Raw genomic sequence first — 17,439 nt, forward strand, 5'->3', positions numbered from 1 at the left:
CTGTGGAGCATCCGCCATGTCCCTGCCCCTGCCCACCCATGCCGCCGGTCTTGGCCTGCGCCGTGGCCTGATCGACGAACTGCTGGCCATGCCGGCCGGTGCCATCGACTTTCTCGAAGTCTCCCCCGACAACTGGATCGGCGTCGGCGGTGCACACGGCGACGCGCTGCGCCAACTCAGCGAGCGCCACCCCTTGACCTGCCACGGCCTGTCGCTGTCGCTGGGCGGTCCTGATCCGCTGGACCGCACCCTGCTGGCACAGACCCGTGCCTTCCTCGACCTGCACCAGGTGCAGCTGTACAGCGAACACCTGAGCTACTGCGCCGCCGGTGGCCATGTCTACGACCTGCTGCCACTGCCGTTCACCGCCGAGGCCGTTCACCATGTCGCCGGCCGTATCGCCCAGGTGCAGGACATGCTGGGCCGACGCATCGCCGTGGAGAACATTTCCTACTACGCCGTTGCCGGCGCGGACATGAGCGAGATCGACTTCATCAACGCCGTGCTCGCCGAAGCCGACTGCGACCTCCTGCTGGACGTCAACAACGTCTTCGTCAATGCCTGCAACAACGGTTACGACGCCTTCGAGTTCCTGGCCCGCGTGCCGTCCCACCGTGTCGCCTCGCTGCACGTAGCGGGCCACTTCGATGAAGACGACGGCTTCAAGATCGATACCCATGGGGCGCCGGTGAAAGGCGTGGTCTGGGCGCTCCTGCGCGAGGCCTATGCGCGGTTGGGCGTGCGCCCCACGCTGCTCGAACGCGACTTCAACTTTCCGCCGCTGGCGGAGTTGCTGGCCGAGGTTGCGCACATCCGCCAGGCGCAGGTTGAGGCACGTTGGCAGGAGGTGGCCCATGGCTGAGTCGCTGGCCATCGTGCAACGGCGCTGGGCCGATCATGTACGGGACCCGTCGATGCCTGCGCCCGATGGCGTCGAGGCACGGCGGATGGCGGTCTACCGCCGCCTGTGCATCGACGGCCTGGACACCCTTTTGGCAGGCAGCCTGCCGCAACTGCTGGAACAGCTGGGCGAAGCGCGCTGGCGCGGTCTGGTCGAGCACTACTACGCACATCACGTCTGCCATACCCCGTTGTTCCCGCAGATCGCCAGCGAGTTCGCTGCGTGGCTGGCTGTGCAGTATGCGTTCGCGCTGCCCGGCTGGGCGGCGGAACTGGCGCACTACGAAAGCATGCAGCAGACGCTGCACATCGAGGCACGTGATGCCGGGCATTCATTGCAGTCCATGCCGGCGGGCAGCGATGTGCTGGCGCTGTCGCCGCTGGTGCGGGTATTGGGCTACCGGTGGCCGGTGCATGAGGACGCCGCGCTGGACGATGCCGCCGCCAGCGAGCCGACGCTTCTGCTGCTGCGCCGCCTGGCGGACTACCAGCTGCAGGTCGAGGAACTGGCACCACTGGCGTATGCGCTGCTGTCGGCCTTCGCTGATGACGGTACCCACGTGGATGACGCGCTGAACGCACTGGCCGATGCGCATGGCGTGGCCGCCGACGAACTGCGCGTGGTGGCCATGCCCTTGCTGGGCGAACTATGCGCGGCCGGCGTGCTGGTCACGCTGGCCGGGTTCTGCGACTGCCGGCCAGCGGCCGGCACTACCCCTGTCTGATTCGAGGTTTGATCATGGCTGCTTCCAACACTTCCTTCCTGCACGGCTGGCGCCTTTTCGTGACCATGGCTGTGGTCCTGATCGCCGTCGCACTGGCGGCGTTCACCCTGCAGCCCGACGTGGTCGAGGGCAGCCGCGCGGCGATCCGGGTCACTGCACGCACATCGTTCCTGCTGTTCCTGGCCGCGTTCACCGCATCGTCGTTCGCCAGCCTGCTGCCCGGCCCGTTCACCCAGCACATGTTGCGCGAGCGGCGCATCATCGGCCTGTCATTCGCGTTCTCGCACCTGCTGCATGCGGTGGCGATCACCGCCTTCGGCATCCTCAACCCCGCGTTCTGGCCGGCACGCTCGGCCCTGGCCAACCTGCCGGGCACGATCGGCTATGTAGCCATCCTCGCCCTGGCCATCACCTCGCATCGTGGCATCGCCCGCCGCATGGGCCCCACCGTGTGGCGTCGCCTGCACGTGACCGGCATGTGGATCATCGCCGCAGTGTTCACCTATTCGTACTTCAAGCGCGTGCCCGGCAACTTCTGGTACGCGGTACCCTCCGCGTTGCTCTTCACCGCTGTCGTGGTGCGTGCGATCGCCAAGCGGGCGCAGTCGCTGCGGCGCAATGCGCATGCGCGGCCACCGCTGCGGAGTTCTTGAGGAGGCGGTTACCTGTAGAGCCGAGCCCATGCTCGGCTGCCCCTGGCTCAGCCGAGCATGGACTCGGCTCTACAGAGGGATCCCAGCACGATAGGCAGCGAATTCCCTGCGGAAAGGGATATGCCCCACTTCAGGTCACGGGGCGCGGCGCAGCGTGATCAGGGTGATTTCCGAGGACACCCCGATGCGCGCGGGGAATCCGGCCCACAGGCCAGCGCCATTGCTCACGTACAGGGTCATCCCATCCACGTCGTAGCGGCCGGAGACGAAGCCACCATTGGCCCGCTTCACCAATTGGTCCATGCCGATGATCTGCCCGCCGTGGGTATGCCCGGACAGCTGCAGTTTGACGCCGCGCGCTGCTGCCGAGCGTGCATTACGCGGGCGGTGATCGAGCAGGATCACCGGTGCGGACGGATTGGCACCCTCAAGTGCAGCCTGGAGATCCGGCAGCGGCAGGCCATAACGCGCCGCCACCGGGTCGGTGACACCAGCGATGGTCAGCGCCGCATCACCGCGTCGCACCTGCAGGTGGCTGTTCTCCAGCACCTGCATGTGCAGCGCGCGGAACGCCTGCATCCATGCCTGGTACTGCGCGTAGTACTCGTGGTTGCCGGTGATGGCGATGACACCGTCCGGCGCCTGCAGATCGGCCAACGGACGCGCGTCGTCGCGACGGGCCTCGACGCTGCCATCGATCAGATCGCCGGTGATCACGATCAGGTCCGGCTTCAGCGCGTTGCTCTCGGCCACCACTCTACGCACCCAGTCGCCGGTCAGCAGACGGCTGGCATGGATGTCGGTCAGCTGCAGCACGCGATAGCCGTCGAACGCCGCTGGCAGCCCGGCAATGCTCACCTCGATCTGCCGGGCATGAGGCACCGCCATGCCCTGGCTGACACCATAACCACTGACCAGCAGCGCCAGCACGCCGGCTGCCGGCCGCAAGCGCCGCGTGCGCAATGCGGCTACCGCACGTGGCCAGCGCAGCAGGCGGGACGCGAGCAGGCCCGCATCCATCGCCAGCATCAGCAACGCCAACAGCAACACCGCCGTGGAGCCGGTAGCCAGCGTGGCAATGGCCAGTTTCGGAATCTCGGGCGAGGCCATCGTGCCCCAGAACGTGGCGACGATACGCAGCTGCACGGCTACGCCCACCAGCAGCAGCGACAGCACGACCTTCTGCCAGGGGGGCATGCGCAGTGGCCAGAACAGGCGCCAGGCCACATACAGGCCCATCAACAAACCGATCGTACTCAGCACTGCAACCATCCGGGAGGGAAAGTGGGGGCCGCCATGGTGACGGCTGCGGGCGGCGTTGTGTAGCGCCGAGCCCATGCTCGGCTGCTCAACATGCAGCCGAGCATGGGCTCGGCTCTACATCAACAGGTGGGTCAGGCCATTCCGTCGAGGCGCTCCAACCGCAGGCGGGCGATGCGGCGCTTCTCCATCGCCAGCACGGTGATGCGCACACCCGCCACCTCCACCACATCGCCGATGTCCGGCAGCCGACCCAACTGCTCCAGCACCAGCCCGGAGATGGTCATGTAGTCGGCACTGCGCGGCAGCGATACGCCGGCCAGCCGCTGCAGGTCGTCCAGAGTCAGCGCACCGTCGGCCTCCCATTGGTCCTCGCCCTGCGCGACCACGCCATAGCGCTCGTCCTGGGTATCGACCAGGTCACCGGCAATGGCCGCCAGCAGGTCGTTGGCGGTCACCAGGCCTTCCACGCTGCCGTACTCGTCCACCGCCACCGCCAACGGCACCGGGTGCTGGCGGATCAGTTCCAGCGCCTGCAGCGCGCTGGCACTGGACAGCACGTACTGCGGCTCGCGCAGGTTGCCCTCCAACTGCAGCGGCCTGCCCTGCAGCAGGTCGGCCAGCAGGTCGCGGCTCTGCACCACGCCACGCAGGCTGTCCAGGTCACCCTCACCCACCAGCAGGCGGGTGTGCGGCGACGCCACCAGGCGTGCCACCACATCCTCCTGCCCACGCGCCAGGTCGATCCACTGCACGTCGGCACGCACCGTCATCACGCTCGACACCGGGCGATCGGCCAGGCCCAGCACGCTGCGGATCATCTCGTGTTCGGCCGGCTGCAAGCGCTCTGCAGTGTCCACCTGCCCGTCCCCCCCTTCATCGTCGTGACCATTGGCCGGGCGCGCGCCCAGCATGCGCAGCACGGCATCGGCGGTGCGCTGGCGGAACGGCAGGCGGCGCTCGTTGCGCTCGCGGTTGAAACGCACCCACTGGTTGAACGCCTCGACCAGGATCGAGAAGGCGATCGCCGCGTACAGGTAGCCCTTGGGGATCTTGTAGCCCAGTCCTTCGGCCACCAGGCTGAAGCCGATCATCAGCAGGAAGCCCAGGCACAGCACCACCACGGTAGGATGCTTGTTGACGAAGCGGGTCAGCGGCTTGCTGGCCAGCAGCATCAGCGCCATGGCGATCGTCACGGCCGCATACATCACGCCGAGGTTGTCGACCATGCCGACCGCGGTGATCACCGAGTCCAGCGAGAACACCGCGTCGAGCACCACGATCTGCGCCACCACCATTGCGAAGCTGGCGTAGACCTTCTTGCCATCCTCGTGGTGTTCGCGGCCTTCCAGCCGTTCGTGCAGTTCCATGGTGCCCTTGAACAGCAGGAACAGGCCACCGCCAAGCAGGATCAGGTCACGCCCGGAAAAGCTGTGGTCGAACAGCGTCAGCAGCGGCGCGGTCAGTTTCATGATCCAGGCCAGTGCGGCCAACAGCACCAGCCGCATCAGCAAGGCCAGCGCCAGGCCGATCACCCGCGCGCGGTCACGCTGGTGCGGCGGTAGCTTGTCGGCAAGGATCGCGATGAACACCAGGTTGTCGATGCCGAGAACGATCTCCAGCACGACCAGGGTTGCAAGGCCCATCCAGATCGAGGGGTCAGCCAACCATTCCATTTCAGGTCCGTTTCGTCAGTAGGCAAGGGAAAAGAGCGACCGCTCAGTCAGCGTCCTGTGCCTGCGCCGGGTCGTGCCCGAGCAGGTCACCGGGCGTGCACTGCAGCTCGCGGCAGATCGCATCAAGGGTGGAAAAGCGGATGGCGCGCGCCTTGCCGGTCTTCAGGATCGACAGGTTGGCCAGGGTGATGTCGATGCGCCCGGCCAGCTCGGACAGGGTCATGCCCCTTTCCTGCAGCATGCGGTCCAGGGTGATGACGATTGCCATCAGATGACACCGTCGAGGTCATCGCGCATCGCTGCGCCCACGGCGAAGACGCGCGCCAGCACGAACAGCATCAGCACGGCCACCAAGCCAGTGATCGACATGCCACCGCCGACCTCCATCCAGGCGAAATCCGGGCCCATCCAGGCCGCGTAGGCGCCGATCAGGATCGACAGCAGCTCCATCGCCAGCATCAGCCAGGCCATGCGCTGCAGGCGCTGTGCGTTGGCGTGGGTGAACGGCCGCTCGCGCGCCGCCGACTTCAGCAGCCGCAGCAGGTGGCGCAGGAACATCAGGCACAGCACCAGCAGCGCGATGATCGCGCCCAGGCCCAGGCAGAAATGCAGGAACAGGTCATTGCCATGCGCGGCGACAGCCGCAGCGTCATGCACGCTGTCGAGCAGCCAACGGCGGTCGTGGGCGACCAGCGGCACGGCCAGCAGCGCGGCCAGGATGCCCAGCCAGCACATCGCCCTGACGGCCTGTACGGCCGCCAGGGCCAGGGTGAACAAGCCTCGCGCGGGTCTGGCGCGGGCGGGACGAGCGGTCAAGCGGCCTCCGGCATTGGGGTGGCCTCGCCGCCCCGGGGTGGATTTATCGATAAACGATATATCACATGCCGCGTGAAAGGCTGAATCGCGAGCGTCGCCCCTGTCAGGGCCCAGGTGCGCCCTGTGCCTGCATCGCTTCGCCAGGGGCGGCCGAGGCCATGGCCTGGACCCCGGCTTCGGCCGCCTGCCGCGTGACCAGGCGGAAGCGCACCTGCAGTTTGCCCTGCCCCGGCGCAGCCCAGCCGTACTGGATGGCCACCTGATCGGCCGACAGTGGCCCACGCCCTGGCAGCGACCGTACCTGCAACGGCTTCGGTGCGGCCTGCACCAACCGGGCAAACCCCTTCTGCACCACCGCCGCGTCGGCCTTCTCGGCGTAGACCGTACACGTTCCATCGTCAGCCCAGCTCACCGCATAGCGGCCACTGGCCAGCGGCACCATCCACGCCACGCCTGATTGCCCCTGCAACAGCGTGGCGGCTTCGGCCGGCTGCAGCGGCGACAGCCCATTGGATTCCATCAGCGACTGCAACCGCGCCGGGGCCCCGATGTGCTGCATGCAGGCGGTATCGAACAGCTCGCTGAAGGGATCCTGCGCCGGGGCCTTGGCCTTGGGCGCACGCGCGGGTTGCGCCACCACCAGTGTGGGCAGCAGGGCCAAAGCCAGCCAGAAGAACGCAGGACGCATCGGGATTCCACGCTACGGAAAACAGCGGGGAGGATGGCAAAGGCCTGGCGCGCCGCGCAATGGCCGCGATGGCCGCCAGCCTCCCGCTGCCGGGTCAGACGGCCATTTCGCCCTGGTCCTCGCCATCCCAATAGTGGATGCGGCTGGCGCGCACGTGAATCAGCACCAGCCCCGGTGTATCCACGCCCTGCTCGAACCAGCGCTCAAGATCCTTCACCCAGTGCTCGCGCATCACAGCGCGATCGCGCACCACCGCCGCCCTTCCCTGCACGTGCACGAACAACGGCGGCTTGCCCAGCAGCGACTTGCTGCCGGAAAAACCCAGCGCAACGGCGGGGTCAGCCTCAATCTCGTGCACCATGTCGGTGTCTTCCGTGGTGAAGAACCAGCTGTCACCGTCGTAGTCCACGTCACCGTTGTTGCTCATCGGACGACCGGCAATTTCTCCGCCGGCGCGGGTCTGCAGCATGGTGAAATCGATGTCGGCCATCTTCCTGGCCAGTTCGGGCAGGGTGAGCTGGGTCATGGTGTCGTCCTTCATCAAGTGGAATCCCAGCGTCTGCCCAGAGCGGTGACCGAAGCGTGGAAGGTCCATGGCGACTTCTTCACAGAAAACGAGATAGGGCGCGTGGCGCGTGCGTGACGCGCTGCTCACCACACCACCTGCGTTTGCAGCAGCTGCACGCCCGCGCGTCGGGCGATCCTGCAGACGCTGCGACGGGTGCATGCACGCATTGGCTGACGCGTGCCATCAGCGCGTGATGCGACCGTCCCCCGCCACCCGTACCCGGTCACGCCCCTGTGCCTTGGCCTGGTACATGGCCGCATCGGCGGCACGCAGCAGGCTGCGCCAGCCCAGCGCATCGGTGCCGCCCTTGGCCACCCCGAAACTGGCGGTCACGCGCAGCACGATGCCCCCGGCCAGCGCGATGTCCATCTGCTGAAGCGCCAACCGCAATGATTCAGCCAGCTGGCGCCCGCCGGCCAGATCACCGTCGGCCAGCAGCACCAGGAACTCCTCGCCACCATAGCGGGCGATGTTGTCGCTGCGCCGCAGGTGGTGCCGCAGCAACTGCGCCACCTGCACCAGCACTTCGTCGCCGGCTTCATGGCCATGGCCATCGTTGATGGCCTTGAAGCGATCCACGTCCAGCAGGATCACCACGGCGCTTGCCTCGCCCCCCGCATGTCTCCGCTGCACCACCTCATCCAGCGCGCGCCGATTCAACAGCCCGGTCAGTTGGTCGGTACCGGCCAGCTGGCGCAGCTCGCTGGTCAACGCCGAACGCTCGCGCGATTTCTCGCGCAGCACTTCGATGGCATCGAACAGGCGCTGCATCTCGGCCAGCGGGTGGGTGACATTCTCCTCCGGACCGGGCGTATCCGAGGCAAGCTGGATCACCTGCTGCTGCGCCTGCAGCAGTGGCTGCAGGATCTGCAGGTGGGCAATGCGCAGGGCCATGCCCAGCACCACCAGCGTGCCCAGCGCGGTCGCCACCAGCACGGCCAGACGCATGGCCTCACGGTTGCGACTGCGTTCGAAGCGGGCGATGGACACGCTCAGGTAGCCATCGCGCAGCGCCTCCAGCGACTGCAGGGTCGGCACGTAGCGATTGGTGAACGCGGCGGCGGTCCACGACGGCGGCACGCCACGGCGGCCATCCTCGATCAGCTGCTCGATCATCGGCAGTGACTCACCGAAGAGCTGCCGCCGCGCCATGTCCCAGTGCCAGGACAATTCCGGGTCGCTGCGGAACACCGACTCGTGGCTGCTCGCCAACCGCCATAGCTCCAGCAAGCGGCCCTCGGTCTGCAGCGCAGCGCGCACCTGTTCCTCGCGCCACGCCCCCGGTACCGCCACCGGCGCCATCACGTTCGAGGCCAGGCGACCACCATGCTCGCGAAGATCGAACAACAGCTGGCCCTGCATTGCCGGAATCGCCGCCTCACGGTCGGCACTGACCAGCGCGTTGATCTGCGCCGAGGTCAGCAGATGCAGGCGATCAACCACCGCGAACATGCCGCTGATCGCACGCTCCACCTCCTCCACACGGCGTGCGTCATGCGGTTGCGCCGCGACATGATCGACCGCAGCCCGCGCCGACTTCAGGCGACGCTGCGCGCTGGCCAGCAGGCGATGCTCGTCGTACACGCCCGGGTCATCCTTGAACACGGTCTCCAGCTGCAGCAGGGCAGTGTCGACCCGCTGGCGTGCGGCCGCCAGCTGCGCAGCCAGCCGTGCCTGTTCGGCGGCATCGGCCGGGTCAGCCCCCAGCAGGCTGTTGGCCGGGCCTCGCTCGGCCGAAGCCAGGTTGGCAAGATCGAAGGTCTGCCGCAGCTGCCGCAGGCTGGCCAGGTTGCCTTCGGCGTCGGTGTAGCGCAGTGTTCCCTGGACCAAGGCGATGGCCATCAACGGCAACGTGCACACGACAAACAGCCCAGCCAGGATCCAGACCCAGGTCCGCAACCTGATGGGCGATACCTTGCCGGCCATGCAGAATTCCCCTGAAGTGCGGCTCACTGTAGCGACCGGCTCCGGCGGCGCCAAGCCAGTGCCGCCCGATCCGCGAGGGGCGATATAGCGCAGCGCGCGCGAACGCGCCGACAATGCCGGCGCCCCGACGCCAGCCGATCAGATGCGACAGGTTTCGCCGGGTCAGATCCAGCGCTGGTCGACCAGTTCGCGCTTCACGTAGGCATAGAACACCGGCGCCGCCACCAGGCCGGGCAGGCCGAACGCCGCCTCCATCACCAGCATGGCCAGCAGCAGCTCCCAGGCGCGGGCCTGGATTTCACCGCCGACGATGCGCGCATTGAGGAAGTACTCCAGCTTGTGGATCACGATCAGGTACAGCAGCGCCGCCACTGCCACGTAGAACGAGACAGACAGCGCAACGATGGTGATGACCGTATTGGAAATGATGTTGCCCACCACCGGCAGCAGGCCGGCGACGAAGGTGATCAACACCAGGGTCTTGGACAGCGGCAGGTGCACACCGAACAGCGGCAGCACGCCCAGCAGGAAGATCGCGGTGAACACGGTGTTGAGCAGCGAGATCTTCACCTGTGCGAACACCACCTGGCGGAATGCGGTGGCCAGGCGGCTGGTGCGCCCGATCAGCTCCTGCGCCAACGGCCCCATCTTGGGCACGGGAAGTTCGTCGTACAGCGCGATCATCGCCCCCAGCACCATGCCGATCAGCACGCGCACGCCCACCTGCACCACCGAGGTACCGGCCACGCCCAGCTGGCGCTGGTGCTCGGCGGCCCAGTCGTTCAGCGCCGCGCGCAGCGCCGGCATGTCTTCGGGAATGTAGGGTTGCAGCAGCGCCGGCACCTGGTGCCGCGAGGTATTGAGGATCTCCATCAGGCGCGCCAGCAGCGCGTCCGGGCCGCCGGTCTCATTGCGGAAGAACGAGGCCACGCCGATGCCGGCCAATACCAGCGCGCTGATGATGATGGCCGACAATACGATCACCGCGATCGCCCGCGCTCGTCCCGGCGGCAGCTTGCCTTCCACGGTGGAGGCCAGCACGTGGGTCAGCTGGAACACCAGCAACCCCGACAGCAGGGTCACCACCAGGCCCAGCTTCAACGCCAGCCACATGCCCAGCAGCATCATCAACCACGCCGCGATCCGCGCAACGGGGGGCTTGGGCGGTGCAACGAGGGCGTCTTGCATGGGCGGTGCGTCCGGGCGGGGTGGCCCATGGTAGAGGATTGGTGGCGACGATTCCGGGTACAGCATGAACGAGCGCTATGCCCTCGTTCTGCGGTATGCCCACCGCCCCGGCCCGCTCATTCGCCATAGCTGGCGTTGTTCTTGCCCTGGCGCTTGGCGTGGTAGAGCGCACGGTCGGCCAGTGCCAGCCAGTCCTCGACGCTGCCACCGCGCGGCGTTGCCGCGATGCCGATGCTGACGCTGAACTCGATGCCCGGTGTTGCCTGCCGTGCTGCTTCCAGCAGGTGCAGGCGGACCCGCTCGGCCACCTGCATCGCATCGATGGGCGCACAGTCGTGCAGCAGCACCACGAACTCGTCGCCTCCCAGCCGCGCAGGGGTATCACCGGGCCGGGCGAAGGCGCGCAAGGTGGACGCGATATGGCGCAGCACTTCATCCCCGGCACGATGACCATGCGAGTCATTGATGCGCTTGAAGTCATCCACATCAAGCATCAGCAGGCAGGCGAAACCACCCTGACCCTGCGCCTTGTCCAGTGCCTGCTGCGCGCGGACGATCAGGAAGCCGCGGTTGGCCAGCTCCACCAGCGGGTCCATCCGGCTCAGCCGCTTCAACTGGCGGTTCTGCGATTTCACCCGACGGGCCAGCTGCCAGCTGAGAATGCTCAGCCCGATGCCATACACGAACAGGAACGGGATGCTCAGCATGATCGTGCGTTGCGAGGTCACCGGCTGGAATGGGAAGCCGAGCGCCCACCAGGTGAGTGCGAAGCCCAGCAGCAGCGCCAACGTGGCGCGCGTCGCCAGGCGCACGCCACCGGCTGCGATCTTGTCGGCCACCAGCAGCGCGGCAAACAGCGCGCTGGGCACGGCACTGAGCGCCATGAATGCGATCCAGCCGCCGCCGAACAGGGAATCGGCCACCATGCAGCGGAACTGGACGCGCGCCGGCTGGCGGGAGCGCCGGGTCAGCAGCAGCGCCAGCGCGGGCCACGCCAGCGCGTTGAGCAGCAGCACGACCCACGCCCATCCGCCATTCTGCCGTTCGAGGATGATCGACGCGATGGGGATCGCCCCCAGTCCATTGCCGACAAAACGCATCCAGCCGATGCGACGTGCCGCGCCAATGCCTTCGACCGCGCCTTCCGCCGAATCGGTGAAGAATGGCATTGCCCCCTCCTGCGCGATCGCACCTGCTGCTACGGCCCTTGCCGGGCTGGCTGCCGGTGAGCCTGACAGGTTCGCGTCAATTCGGGATCAAGGCGGCGCCCCGTGGCGCGGTGTTCACCCGCCCCTGGGGGCCGCCGTGGAACCGCGCAGCATGAAGCTGAACTCCAGCGTCTGCTGCAGCGGCACATCGACCTGTTCGATGATGGCGAGCAGCAGGTTGACCGCGCGCTCGCCAATCTGCCGCATCGGCTGCCTGATCGTCGTCAGCGGCGGCGTGAGGTAGCGCGAGGAGGCCAGGTCGTCAAAGCCGACGATGGACAGGTCCTCCGGCACGCGGATGCCCAGCTCCCGGCAGGCAGCGAGAGTGCCCAGCGCCATCTGGTCGCTGAAACAGAAGACCGCAGTCGGCACCGGCGCGACGGCCAACATCGACATCGCAGCTGCATGGCCGGACTCCACCGAAAAGTCACCCGGCATGATGTTCAGCTGGCGCAGGCGCCCACGCGCCTTGCCCGCCGCCCGGACCCCTTCCATCCGTTGCTGGTGCAGCGGATTGTCGGGGGGGCCTCCCACCACCGCGATCCGTTCGTGTCCCAGTCCATACAGGTGTTCCATCACCGTGCGCGCGGCGGCGGCATTGTCGATGTGGACGCTGGGAATCCCCAGTGCGGGATCGAATTCACAGCCGTTGACCACCGGTGCGGCGGAACCGCGTTGCTCAACGATGTCACGCGCCGTAGGTGGCAGGCGATGCCCCAGCACGATCATGCCGTCGGCCTCGTTGCGCCGGAGCATCTGCGCGTAGCGCTCCTCGCGGTCCGGTTGATGCTGGGTATCCCCCAGCAGGACCGCGTAGCCGACCGCCTGCGCTGCGTCCTCCGCGCCCTGCAGGATCTGGGCGAAGAACGGATTGGCAATGTCCGGGACGGTGACCAGGATCTTGCCGCTGCGGTGGGTCTTGAGCGTGCGGGCCACCGTGTTGGGCACATAGCCCAGCGCGGCGGCCGCCTGCTCGATGCGCGCACGGGTGGCCGGCAGGACCTTGTCCGGCCGGGACAGTGCCCGCGACACCGTGCCGGCGGAGACGCCGACGTGCTTTGCGATGTCGTAGATGGTGGCCATGGCGTTAGTTCTCCCGTCCGCTGTGCAGTGCACAACAGGTCCTGCGTGCGCCCCTGCTAGGATAATGCAATCGATTGCATCGAGGGCGAATCACGTTGAAGACGCTCAAGGGTCCAGCGCTGTTCCTGGCGCAGTTCATCGGCGACACAGCTCCTTTTGATCGGCTGGACACGCTGGCCGGATGGGCCGCGGGTCTGGGCTATTCTGGCGTACAAGTTCCCACCTCCGCGCCCCGCCTGTTCGATCTGGCGGAGGCGGCACGCAGCCAGGCGTACTGCGACGATATTGCCGGCATGCTGGCCGGTTACGGCCTTCAGATCACCGAATTGTCTACCCATCTACAGGGGCAGCTGGTCGCGGTCCATCCTGCCTACGACAGCCTGTTCGACGGATTCGCCCCGGCGAACGTGCGCGGCAACCCGCCGGCGCGCCAGGCGTGGGCGGTGGAGCAGCTGCGGCTGGCGGCTCAGGCCAGCCAGCGCCTGGGGCTGGCCGCGCATGCCACCTTCTCCGGCGCACTGGCCTGGCCCTATTTCTATCCGTGGCCGCAGCGCCCGCCGGGCCTGGTGGAAGAAGCCTTCGCCGAACTCGGCCGCCGCTGGCGACCGATCCTGGATGTCTTCGACACCTGTGGCGTGGACCTGTGCTTCGAGCTCCACCCGGGCGAGGACCTGCACGATGGCGCAACCTTCGAGCGCTTCCTTGACGTGGTCGATCACCACCCGCGCGCGAAGATCCTGTACGACCCCAGCCACCTGCTGCTGCAGCAGATGGACTACCTCGGTTTCATCGATCGCTACCACGCGCGCATCGGCGTCTTCCACGTGAAGGACGCGGAGTACCGGCCCAGCGCGCGCAGCGGCATGTATGGCGGCTACCAGGACTGGATCGATCGCCCGGGCCGGTTCCGTTCACTCGGTGATGGCCAGATCGACTTCAAGGCGATCTTCTCCAGATTCGCGCAGTACGACTTCCCGGGCTGGGCGGTACTGGAATGGGAGTGCTGCCTGAAGCACCCGGAAGACGGTGCACGCGAGGGCGCCGCCTTCATCCGCGATCACATCATCCATGTAACCGAACGCGCCTTCGACGATTTTGCCGGGAGCGGCACGGATCTGGAATCACTTCACCGCATGCTGGGAATCTGAACCATTTCCGCCCCGGGAGGGCAAGCCATGACGCACGCGATGTCGCGCCTGGGCGCGATGATGTTTCTGCAGTTCTTCATCTGGGGGGCGTGGTTCGTCACCCTGGGGACGTACCTTGTGCAGGGCCCCTTGCAGGCCAGCGCGAGCCAAGTGGCAACCGCGTTCCTCAGCCAGTCCATCGGCGCCATCGTGGCACCCTTCCTGGTCGGCCTGATCGCGGACCGCTATTTCGCGGCGCAGCGCATCCTGGCAGTACTGCACCTGGCTGGCGCGGTGCTGATGTGGCTGGCTTCCACCGCCACCAGTTTCAGCGTGTTTTCCGCGTGCGTCATGGGCTACATGCTGCTGTTCATGCCGACGCTGGCCCTGGCCAACAGCGTGGCGATGCGGCACATGCAATCGCCGGAGAAGCAGTTCCCGCTGGTACGCGTGGCCGGCAGCGTCGGCTGGATCGTCGCAGGCGTGCTGATCGGCTGGCTGGGCTGGGAACAGGCGCATCGGCTTGAACTGACGTTCCGGATGGCGGCTGCAGCATCGCTGGTGCTGGGCCTGTATGCGTTCACCCTGCCGCACACGCCACCACTGGCGCAGCAGCGCGAGGCCGGGCTGGGACAGATCCTGGGGCTGGATTCGTTGCGGCTGCTGAAATCGCGTGCCTACCTGGTGTTCTTCCTGGCTTCCATCGCCATCTGCATTCCGCTGTCGTTCTACTACAACTTCACCAATCCGTATCTCAACGATCTGGGCGTGCAGGGCGCCGCCGGCCTGCAGTCGCTGGGCCAGGTGTCCGAAGTGCTGCTGATGCTGGCCATGCCCTTCCTGTTCGTGCGGCTGGGGGTGAAGACCATGCTGGCGGTCGGCATGGCCGCCTGGGTGGTGCGCTACGCCCTGTTCGCCTTCGGCGATGCCGGTGGCGGTTTCCCGCTGCTGGTGATCGGCATCGTGCTGCACGGCATCTGCTATGACTTCTTCTTCGTCACCGGCCAGATCTACACCGACGCCCATGCCGGCCCCGCCGCGCGCAGCAGCGCACAGGGCTTCATCACCCTGGCCACCTACGGCGTGGGCATGCTGATCGGCACCTTCCTGTCCGGTGCCGTTGTGGAGCACTTCACCACCGCAGCAGGCCCGGACTGGCAACGGATCTGGTTGTTCCCGGCCGGTGTTGCACTGGTGGTGCTGATCGCCTTCCTGCTGCTGTTCCGCGACCGCCCGGCAGCTGCTGCAGCGCCGTACACACCCTGAGGAGACCGGCCGATGCCCCACCTTGGAATCGCCATCGTTGGTACCGGCATGATCGGCGCGGTGCATCGCCGCGCGGCACTGCTGGCGGGCGCCGCGGTACGCGGCGTACTGGCCTCGTCGCCGCAGCGCGCGAGCGAGGTGGCACACGCGTGGAATGTCCCGCACGCCTATTGCGATATCAATGACGTCGTCGCTGACCCCCAGGTACAGGTCGTGCACATCTGCACGCCCAACCACCTGCACCGCGCGATGGCGCAGGCCGCGCTGGAAGCCGGCAAGCACGTGATCTGCGAGAAACCTCTGGCGACGACGCTGGACGATGCACGGGCGCTCGCGGCGCTGGCTGCCTCGACCGGATTGGTTGCCACCGTCCCCTTCGTCTACCGCTACCACCCGGTGGTCCGCGAGGCGCGTGCACGCATCGCGCAGGGTGAACTTGGGCCGTTGCACCTGATCCATGGCAGCTACCTGCAGGACTGGCTGCTGGACCCGGCCAGCAACAACTGGCGGGTTGACCCGGCGCTGGGCGGCGCGTCGCGCGTGTTCGCCGACATCGGCTCGCACTGGTGTGACCTGGTGGAATGGGTCAGTGGCGAACGCTTCACTGAAGCGAGCGCGGCGTTCGCCACGGTCATCGCCGAGCGCAGCGCCACCACTGGCCAGAGCTTCAGCACGCCGGCGACAGGCGGCGCAAGGCAGGCGGTCGAGAGCGAGGACGTGGCCGCAGCGATGTTCAGGACCGGCGCCGGCACGCTGGCGTCATTGACGGTCAGCCAGGTCTCGGCCGGACGCCACAACCGGCTCTGGTTCGAGATCGATGGCGCCAATGCGAGCGTGGCGTTCAACCAGGAGGATGCCGAGCGGTTGTGGATCGGCCGGCCCGAGCAGCGCGAGGAAATCTTCGTGCGCGGCCCGGGTGCCGGCAGTGCCGAACAACGCCGGTTGTCGCCGCTGCCAGCGGGGCATGCCCAGGGCTACGGCCACTGCTTCGAAGCGTTCGTCGCCGACACCTATCGTGCCGTTGACGGCGAGCGCTTCGAAGGCCTGCCCACCTTCGAAGACGGCCTGCGCTCGGCGCGGATCGTCGATCGCGTCATTGCATCGGCCAGGTCACGCGCCTGGACCGCCATCGGTTGAATCCCGGGAGGATCTGTTGATGAAAGCTCTTTTCCGTAGAAGTGCAGGTCTCATCCTGCTGCTCGCTGCCCTGCCCGCCTTCGCAGACGAAGCGGCCACCACGCAGAAGCCGATCGCGGTGCAGATGTACACCCTGCGCAATGCAGGCTCGCTCGACCAGCAGCTGAAGATCGTCCACGACGCGGGCGTGCGCGCGGTGGAGACCGTCGGAACGCAGAACGTCCGCGCTGCGGAACTGAAGCGACTGCTGGACCGGTACTCGATCAGGGCGGTTTCGTCGCACGTGCAGCTGGCCGAGCTGCGCGACAACCTCGATGGCGTGGTGGCCTTCAACCGCTCGATAGGCAACACCACACTGGTGGTGCCCTACCTGGACCAGAAGGACCGTCCGCGCGATGCCGCCGGCTGGACCGCATTGGGCCAGGAGCTGGGCCGGATCGCCAGACAGGTGCGCGGCAAGGGCATGCAGCTGGCCTATCACAACCACGATTTCGAGCTGGCCGACTTCGACGGTCAGACCGGGCTGGAGCTGCTGTTCGCAGCGGCCGGACCCGATCTGAAGACCGAACTGGACCTGGCCTGGGTCGCGCGAGCGGGACTGGACCCGGCGGTGATGCTTGGCAAGTTCCGCGGTCACGTTTTTGCGGTACACGCCAAGGACAATGCACCCAAGGGCCAGGCCGAAGACGAAGGTGGTTTCGCTGCGGTCGGCCAGGGCGTGCTGGACTGGAACGCGATCCTACCGGCCGCCGCCACCGCTGGCGTGCAGTGGTACATCGTCGAACACGACCAGCCACGCGATCCGGCCAAGGTGATCCAGACCGGCGCGGACTACCTGCGTGAACACCTGCCGGCCAACGTGCCCGCCCGTGCACAGCACTGACGCGTGAAGGAGCCCCACATGAAAATGATCCTGGCAGTGGCCGTCGCCCTGGGCGGCATGAGCGTTGCGACGGCAACGTGGGCCAAGGACGACCCGGCCGCCGGCGCGAAGCTCTACGCCCAGCACTGCACTGCCTGCCACGGTGCTGAACGCGCCGGCGTACCGCCGACCTTCCCGGCGCTTACCGACGTCGGCAAGCGGCTTCAGCCCGCCCAGGTCAAGGACAAGATCAGGAAGGGCGGAGGATTGATGCCGCCCTTTGCCCAGCTGTCGCAGCAGGAGATCGACGACCTCGCCAGCTATCTGGCGAAGTAGGCGGCCGGCGACCACGCCGG

The 17,439-nt window shown here is 67.1% G+C and carries 19 protein-coding genes; 9 read left to right on the forward strand and 10 right to left on the reverse strand.

Annotated elements, in window-relative coordinates:
* Positions 1-16 precede the first annotated feature (16 nt).
* The 3 genes from AC5P65_RS18700 to AC5P65_RS18710 are packed head-to-tail and all read left to right on the forward strand — an operon-like array spanning position 17 to position 2,278.
* On the forward strand, positions 17-862 hold the full coding sequence (locus AC5P65_RS18700) for an HvfB family MNIO-type RiPP peptide maturase (protein WP_019659350.1): 846 nt from the start codon (positions 17-19) through the stop codon (positions 860-862).
* The gene (locus tag AC5P65_RS18705) at positions 855-1,625 is read left to right on the forward strand and encodes an HvfC family RiPP maturation protein (protein ID WP_111098250.1); all 771 of its coding nucleotides are present in this window, start codon (positions 855-857) and stop codon (positions 1,623-1,625) included. Before AC5P65_RS18700 ends, AC5P65_RS18705 begins: the two co-directional genes overlap by 8 nt.
* A 14-nt stretch (positions 1,626-1,639) precedes the next feature.
* Complete coding sequence (locus tag AC5P65_RS18710; protein ID WP_111098249.1) at positions 1,640-2,278, forward strand: ferric reductase-like transmembrane domain-containing protein; 639 nt, start codon at positions 1,640-1,642, stop codon at positions 2,276-2,278.
* 135 nt (positions 2,279-2,413) lie between these two features.
* Here AC5P65_RS18710 and AC5P65_RS18715 read toward each other — a convergent pair whose 3' ends face one another.
* The 7 genes from AC5P65_RS18715 to AC5P65_RS18745 all read right to left on the reverse strand — a co-directional run bounded on the left by AC5P65_RS18715 (position 2,414) and on the right by AC5P65_RS18745 (position 9,128).
* Entirely contained in the window at positions 2,414-3,550 is a 1,137-nt protein-coding gene (locus tag AC5P65_RS18715) for a metallophosphoesterase (protein ID WP_111101837.1), read from the reverse strand.
* Positions 3,551-3,672: 122 nt separating this feature from the next.
* Complete coding sequence (locus AC5P65_RS18720; RefSeq protein ID WP_111098247.1) at positions 3,673-5,214, reverse strand: TerC family protein; 1,542 nt, start codon at positions 5,212-5,214, stop codon at positions 3,673-3,675.
* A gap of 43 nt (positions 5,215-5,257) precedes the next feature.
* Positions 5,258-5,482: a helix-turn-helix domain-containing protein gene (locus AC5P65_RS18725; protein WP_005408494.1), complete on the reverse strand. Its 225-nt coding sequence runs from the start codon at positions 5,480-5,482 to the stop codon at positions 5,258-5,260.
* A complete protein-coding gene (locus AC5P65_RS18730) occupies positions 5,482-5,949 on the reverse strand; it encodes a DUF2975 domain-containing protein (protein WP_111098272.1) in 468 nt (155 codons plus the stop codon). Before AC5P65_RS18730 ends, AC5P65_RS18725 begins: the two co-directional genes overlap by 1 nt.
* A 184-nt stretch (positions 5,950-6,133) precedes the next feature.
* Complete coding sequence (locus tag AC5P65_RS18735; RefSeq protein ID WP_021203074.1) at positions 6,134-6,718, reverse strand: NMCC_0638 family (lipo)protein; 585 nt, start codon at positions 6,716-6,718, stop codon at positions 6,134-6,136.
* Between the two features lie 94 nt (positions 6,719-6,812).
* Complete coding sequence (locus AC5P65_RS18740; protein WP_031270016.1) at positions 6,813-7,244, reverse strand: pyridoxamine 5'-phosphate oxidase family protein; 432 nt, start codon at positions 7,242-7,244, stop codon at positions 6,813-6,815.
* A gap of 225 nt (positions 7,245-7,469) precedes the next feature.
* Positions 7,470-9,128, reverse strand: coding sequence for a GGDEF domain-containing protein (locus AC5P65_RS18745; RefSeq protein WP_239502413.1), 1,659 nt, complete (start codon positions 9,126-9,128; stop codon positions 7,470-7,472).
* On the opposite strand from AC5P65_RS18745, the gene AC5P65_RS18750 reads away from it, so the two are divergent.
* On the forward strand, positions 9,121-9,300 hold the full coding sequence (locus tag AC5P65_RS18750) for a hypothetical protein (protein ID WP_227844117.1): 180 nt from the start codon (positions 9,121-9,123) through the stop codon (positions 9,298-9,300). The genes AC5P65_RS18745 and AC5P65_RS18750 overlap by 8 nt on opposite strands.
* Positions 9,301-9,374: 74 nt before the next feature.
* Here the strand turns inward: AC5P65_RS18750 and AC5P65_RS18755 are convergent, their stop codons facing one another.
* From AC5P65_RS18755 to AC5P65_RS18765, 3 genes are all read right to left on the reverse strand, one after another.
* Positions 9,375-10,400, reverse strand: coding sequence for an AI-2E family transporter (locus AC5P65_RS18755; RefSeq protein ID WP_111098245.1), 1,026 nt, complete (start codon positions 10,398-10,400; stop codon positions 9,375-9,377).
* Between the two features lie 116 nt (positions 10,401-10,516).
* Entirely contained in the window at positions 10,517-11,569 is a 1,053-nt protein-coding gene (locus AC5P65_RS18760; protein ID WP_021203070.1) for a sensor domain-containing diguanylate cyclase, read from the reverse strand.
* Between the two features lie 114 nt (positions 11,570-11,683).
* A complete protein-coding gene (locus tag AC5P65_RS18765; RefSeq protein ID WP_058980811.1) occupies positions 11,684-12,691 on the reverse strand; it encodes a LacI family DNA-binding transcriptional regulator in 1,008 nt (335 codons plus the stop codon).
* A 95-nt stretch (positions 12,692-12,786) separates the two neighbouring features.
* On the opposite strand from AC5P65_RS18765, the gene AC5P65_RS18770 reads away from it, so the two are divergent.
* The 5 genes from AC5P65_RS18770 to AC5P65_RS18790 are packed head-to-tail and all read left to right on the forward strand — an operon-like array spanning position 12,787 to position 17,419.
* Positions 12,787-13,839: a sugar phosphate isomerase/epimerase family protein gene (locus tag AC5P65_RS18770; RefSeq protein WP_495215793.1), complete on the forward strand. Its 1,053-nt coding sequence runs from the start codon at positions 12,787-12,789 to the stop codon at positions 13,837-13,839.
* A gap of 27 nt (positions 13,840-13,866) precedes the next feature.
* Complete coding sequence (locus tag AC5P65_RS18775; protein WP_111098244.1) at positions 13,867-15,084, forward strand: nucleoside permease; 1,218 nt, start codon at positions 13,867-13,869, stop codon at positions 15,082-15,084.
* A 12-nt stretch (positions 15,085-15,096) separates the two neighbouring features.
* Positions 15,097-16,221: a Gfo/Idh/MocA family protein gene (locus AC5P65_RS18780; protein WP_111098243.1), complete on the forward strand. Its 1,125-nt coding sequence runs from the start codon at positions 15,097-15,099 to the stop codon at positions 16,219-16,221.
* A 19-nt stretch (positions 16,222-16,240) separates the two neighbouring features.
* Entirely contained in the window at positions 16,241-17,104 is an 864-nt protein-coding gene (locus AC5P65_RS18785; RefSeq protein ID WP_021203065.1) for a sugar phosphate isomerase/epimerase family protein, read from the forward strand.
* Between the two features lie 18 nt (positions 17,105-17,122).
* Positions 17,123-17,419, forward strand: coding sequence for a c-type cytochrome (locus AC5P65_RS18790; protein WP_019659367.1), 297 nt, complete (start codon positions 17,123-17,125; stop codon positions 17,417-17,419).
* Positions 17,420-17,439: the final 20 nt, after the last annotated feature.

This window comes from Stenotrophomonas sp. YJH_SMC_48-3, assembly GCF_059369375.1.

Excerpts from the sequence above, each read along its gene's own strand:
- AC5P65_RS18790 (WP_019659367.1), top strand. The coding sequence starts at position 17,123 with ATGAAAATGATCCTGGCAGTGGCCGTCGCCCTGGGCGGCATGAGCGTT.
- AC5P65_RS18700 (WP_019659350.1), top strand. The coding sequence starts at position 17 with ATGTCCCTGCCCCTGCCCACCCATGCCGCCGGTCTTGGCCTGCGCCGT.
- AC5P65_RS18785 (WP_021203065.1), top strand. The coding sequence starts at position 16,241 with ATGAAAGCTCTTTTCCGTAGAAGTGCAGGTCTCATCCTGCTGCTCGCT.
- AC5P65_RS18775 (WP_111098244.1), top strand. The coding sequence starts at position 13,867 with ATGACGCACGCGATGTCGCGCCTGGGCGCGATGATGTTTCTGCAGTTC.
- AC5P65_RS18705 (WP_111098250.1), top strand. The coding sequence starts at position 855 with ATGGCTGAGTCGCTGGCCATCGTGCAACGGCGCTGGGCCGATCATGTA.
- AC5P65_RS18745 (WP_239502413.1), bottom strand. The coding sequence starts at position 9,128 with ATGGCCATCGCCTTGGTCCAGGGAACACTGCGCTACACCGACGCCGAA.
- AC5P65_RS18765 (WP_058980811.1), bottom strand. The coding sequence starts at position 12,691 with ATGGCCACCATCTACGACATCGCAAAGCACGTCGGCGTCTCCGCCGGC.
- AC5P65_RS18750 (WP_227844117.1), top strand. The coding sequence starts at position 9,121 with ATGGCCATCAACGGCAACGTGCACACGACAAACAGCCCAGCCAGGATC.
- AC5P65_RS18735 (WP_021203074.1), bottom strand. The coding sequence starts at position 6,718 with ATGCGTCCTGCGTTCTTCTGGCTGGCTTTGGCCCTGCTGCCCACACTG.
- AC5P65_RS18760 (WP_021203070.1), bottom strand. The coding sequence starts at position 11,569 with ATGCCATTCTTCACCGATTCGGCGGAAGGCGCGGTCGAAGGCATTGGC.
- AC5P65_RS18755 (WP_111098245.1), bottom strand. The coding sequence starts at position 10,400 with ATGCAAGACGCCCTCGTTGCACCGCCCAAGCCCCCCGTTGCGCGGATC.
- AC5P65_RS18725 (WP_005408494.1), bottom strand. The coding sequence starts at position 5,482 with ATGGCAATCGTCATCACCCTGGACCGCATGCTGCAGGAAAGGGGCATG.
- AC5P65_RS18780 (WP_111098243.1), top strand. The coding sequence starts at position 15,097 with ATGCCCCACCTTGGAATCGCCATCGTTGGTACCGGCATGATCGGCGCG.
- AC5P65_RS18740 (WP_031270016.1), bottom strand. The coding sequence starts at position 7,244 with ATGACCCAGCTCACCCTGCCCGAACTGGCCAGGAAGATGGCCGACATC.
- AC5P65_RS18710 (WP_111098249.1), top strand. The coding sequence starts at position 1,640 with ATGGCTGCTTCCAACACTTCCTTCCTGCACGGCTGGCGCCTTTTCGTG.
- AC5P65_RS18715 (WP_111101837.1), bottom strand. The coding sequence starts at position 3,550 with ATGGTTGCAGTGCTGAGTACGATCGGTTTGTTGATGGGCCTGTATGTG.
- AC5P65_RS18730 (WP_111098272.1), bottom strand. The coding sequence starts at position 5,949 with ATGTGCTGGCTGGGCATCCTGGCCGCGCTGCTGGCCGTGCCGCTGGTC.
- AC5P65_RS18720 (WP_111098247.1), bottom strand. The coding sequence starts at position 5,214 with ATGGAATGGTTGGCTGACCCCTCGATCTGGATGGGCCTTGCAACCCTG.